The organism is Pseudomonas sp. RW407, from assembly GCF_003176655.1.
GTDB classification, from domain to species: Bacteria; Pseudomonadota; Gammaproteobacteria; order Pseudomonadales; family Pseudomonadaceae; genus Pseudomonas; species Pseudomonas delhiensis.
In genome coordinates, this window is the sequence record NZ_QGSL01000088.1 from 798,153 (window position 1) to 801,564 (window position 3,412).

General features: G+C 69.4%; 4 protein-coding genes. All 4 read left to right on the forward strand.

The window, feature by feature from the left end; translation table 11 throughout:
• Positions 1 to 860, forward strand: an 860-nt coding sequence (locus DK254_RS10155) for a 4Fe-4S dicluster domain-containing protein (RefSeq protein ID WP_371921116.1), incomplete at its 5' end; no start/stop codon positions are given.
• The gene (gene narJ, locus DK254_RS10160) at positions 853 to 1,614 is read left to right on the forward strand and encodes a nitrate reductase molybdenum cofactor assembly chaperone (RefSeq protein WP_109933676.1); all 762 of its coding nucleotides are present in this window, start codon (positions 853 to 855) and stop codon (positions 1,612 to 1,614) included. The genes DK254_RS10155 and narJ, both read left to right, overlap by 8 nt.
• A gap of 13 nt (positions 1,615 to 1,627) precedes the next feature.
• A complete protein-coding gene (gene narI, locus DK254_RS10165; RefSeq protein ID WP_089394604.1) occupies positions 1,628 to 2,311 on the forward strand; it encodes a respiratory nitrate reductase subunit gamma in 684 nt (227 codons plus the stop codon).
• Between the two features lie 11 nt (positions 2,312 to 2,322).
• A complete protein-coding gene (locus DK254_RS10170; RefSeq protein ID WP_109933677.1) occupies positions 2,323 to 3,144 on the forward strand; it encodes a peptidylprolyl isomerase in 822 nt (273 codons plus the stop codon).
• Positions 3,145 to 3,412: the final 268 nt, after the last annotated feature.

A 3,412-nucleotide genomic window follows, 5' to 3' on the forward strand; every position in this document is an offset into this window, starting at 1 on the left:
ACAACTGGAAGAGCGGCAAATCCGAGAAGTGCATCTTCTGCTACCCGCGCATCGAGACCGGCCAGCCGACCGTCTGCTCGGAGACCTGCGTGGGGCGCATCCGCTACCTCGGCGTGCTGCTCTACGACGCCGACCGCATCGAGGAAGTGGCCGCCTCGGCCGATGACCGCGACCTCTACCACCGCCAGTGCGAGATCTTCCTCGACCCCCACGACCCGCAGGTGATCGAGCAGGCGCGCAAGGACGGCGTGCCCGACAGCGTCATCGCCGCCGCCCAGGCCTCGCCGGTGTACAAGCTGGCCATCGACTGGCAGCTGGCCCTGCCGCTGCACCCGGAGTACCGCACCCTGCCCATGGTCTGGTACGTGCCGCCGCTGTCGCCCATCCAGTCCGCCGCCGAAGCCGGCCACGTGGAATTCGACGGCGTGCTGCCGAAGATCGAATCGCTGCGCATCCCCGTGCGCTACCTGGCCAACATGCTCACCGCCGGCGAAGAGGCGCCGGTGGTGCTGGCCCTCAAGCGGCTGATGGCCATGCGCGTGTACATGCGCGCCAAGCACGTGGACGGCACCCTGAACGAGGCGGTGCTGCAGCAGGTCGGCCTGAGCCAGCGGCAGGTGGAGGAGATGTACCGCTACCTGGCCATCGCCAACTACGAGGACCGCTTCGTCATCCCCACCGGGCACCGCGAGGCCCTGCCCGACGCCTATGCCGAGCGCAGCGGCTGCGGCTTCACCTTCGGCAACGGCTGCCACGGCGGCAACAGCGAGGTCAGCCTGTTCGGCGGCAGCAAGCAGACCACCACCCTGGTCAAGCCGGTGCAGACCTTCGACCCGGTGGAGGACAGCCGCCATGGATGAGCGCCAGCCCGAGGGCCTGCTGAGCCTGCGCGTGCTGGCCCGGCTGCTCGACTACCCCTGCGCCGAACTGCAGGCGGCGGCCGGCGAGCTGGCCGCCATCCTCGGCGCCGAGACGCGCCTGCCCACCGCGCTGCGCGAGCGCCTGCGGCAGTGGTGCCGGCGCCTGGCGCAAAGCGAACTGCTCGATTTGCAGGAGGCCTACGTCGAACTCTTCGACCGCAGCCGCTCGGTCTCGCTGCTGCTGTTCGAGCACGTCCACGGCGAATCCCGCGACCGCGGCCAGGCCATGGTCGACCTGCTGGCCGAGTACCAGGCCGCCGGCTTCCAGCTCGACGCCCGCGAACTGCCCGACCACCTGCCGCTGTTCCTCGAATACCTCTCCACCCGCAGCCACGCCGAGATCGGCCAGTGGCTGGGCGACATCCAGCACATACTCGCGCTGCTCGCCGCGCGCCTGGAAGAGCGCGGCGCCGACCACGCCCTGGTGCCCCGCGCGCTGCTGGCGCTGATCGGCCGCAGCGAACTGATCCAGCAGCAGCGCCCGGCGGTGGAAGGGGAGGCGCCGGACGACACCCCGCAAGCCCTGGATGCGGTCTGGGAAGAGGAAATCGTCCGCTTCAACGCCGACTCCGACCAGGACTGCAGCCTGCAGTCCGCCGAGGGCCGGCGCCTGGCCGAGCGCAAGTACGAAGCGGTCCCGCAGGTCATCCAGGTCCTGCCGACCACCCCGCCGCCCCTGGCGGACGGCCAATGAACGGAGGCTCACCATGTTCGAAGACTACGTTCTGCACCTGCTCTACGGTTACTACCCCTACCTGGCCGGCACCGTGTTCCTGCTCGGCAGCCTGCTGCGCTACGACTACGGCCAGTACACCTGGAAGACCGGCTCCAGCCAGCTGCTCTCCAGCCGCCACATGCGCCTGGCCAGCAACCTGTTCCACATCGGCATCCTGGCGATCTTCTTCGGCCACCTGGTCGGCCTGCTGACCCCGCACTGGGTCTACGAGCCCTTCCTCTCCGCCGGCCACAAGCAGCTCATGGCCATCGTCTTCGGCGGCATTGCCGGGGTGCTCTGCGTGATCGGCGGCGCCATGCTGCTGTGGCGGCGGCTGTTCAACCCGCGGGTACGGGCCTCGTCCAGCTTCATGGACAACCTGATCATCGCGCTCTTGCTGCTGCAGGCCTGCCTGGGGCTGATCACCATCTTCTTCTCGCTGCACCACCTGGACGGCGAGATGATGCTGGCCCTGGCCGGCTGGGCGCAGTCCATCGTGTTCTTCCGCGGCGACGCGGCCAGCTTCCTGATCGGCACGCCGCTGATCTTCAAGATCCACATCTTCCTCGGCCTGACCATCATCCTGCTGTTCCCCTTCACCCGCCTGGTGCACGTCTGGAGCATCCCCCTGGGCTACTTCGGGCGTAACTACCAGATCGTCCGCCGGCGCGGCTGAGGAGCGAAGCCATGGCCCAAATGATCGCCGTCGAGAACCTGCCGGACGAACCCGTCGCGGTGATCCGCGTCGGCAACGCCCGGCTCAGCGAAGCCGACATCGCCCGGGAAACCCCCTTCCACCCGGCCGCCTCCCTGGCCGAGGCGCAACTGCAGGCGGCCCGCGCCCTGGTGGTGCGCGAACTGCTGGGGCAAAGGGCCGCCAGCCTCGGCCTGTTGCCTGCGGGCGAACTGGCGGAGGAGGGCGCCGACCAGGCCGTGGCGGCGCTGCTGGAGCGCGAACTGCAAGTCCCCGAGCCCGACGAGGAGGCCTGCCGGCGCTACTTCGAAACCCACCGCGAACGCTTCGCCGAGCCGGCCCGGGTCAAGGTCCGCCACATCCTCCTGCCCGCCGCCCCGGACGACGCCAACGCCCGCGACGCCCACTACCACCTGGGCGAAAAACTGTTGCGCGAACTGCACCGCGACCCGCAACGCTTCACCGAACTGGCCCAGCTCCACTCGGCCTGCCCGTCGAAGGAAGAAGGCGGCGACCTCGGCTGGCTAAGCGCCGGGCAAACCGTGGCCGAACTCGACCAGGCCCTGCAGCGCCTGCCCCCGGGCCTGCACGACCGCCCCCTGGCCTCGCGCTACGGCTGGCACCTGGTGAGCATCGACGACCGCCGCGAAAGCAAGCCGCTGCCCTACGCCCAGGTCAGCGCCCGCGTGCGCCACAGCCTGCGCGAAGAAGCCACCCGCCAGGCCCTGCGCCAGTATCTGCTGGCGCTGGAAAAGGAAATAGGCGTGAAGGGCATCACCCTCGACGACAGCCCCGAACACGGCGCCCGGTCGTGACGTAGGGCGTATAACCGTTCGCGGTTATACGCCGCTACACCTTCCTTGCCGGCGACTCCGTGGTCGAGCCTGGCGCGGCTCCGACGGCGGCTCCGTGCCCGGCACCGAGCGGAATGCGACCGAGGTCAAACGGCGGATAACGCCGGAGGCGTTATTCGCCCTACGCCAGGCCACCCGTAGGGCGTACAACCGTTCGCGGTTGTACGCCGTTGGCCATGCTACCGGGGCGCCTGGCTCCACCCTGTAGGAGCGCGCCCTGCGCGCGAAT

Excerpts from the sequence above, each read along its gene's own strand:
- DK254_RS10170 (WP_109933677.1), top strand. The coding sequence starts at position 2,323 with ATGGCCCAAATGATCGCCGTCGAGAACCTGCCGGACGAACCCGTCGCG.
- narJ (WP_109933676.1), top strand. The coding sequence starts at position 853 with ATGGATGAGCGCCAGCCCGAGGGCCTGCTGAGCCTGCGCGTGCTGGCC.
- narI (WP_089394604.1), top strand. The coding sequence starts at position 1,628 with ATGTTCGAAGACTACGTTCTGCACCTGCTCTACGGTTACTACCCCTAC.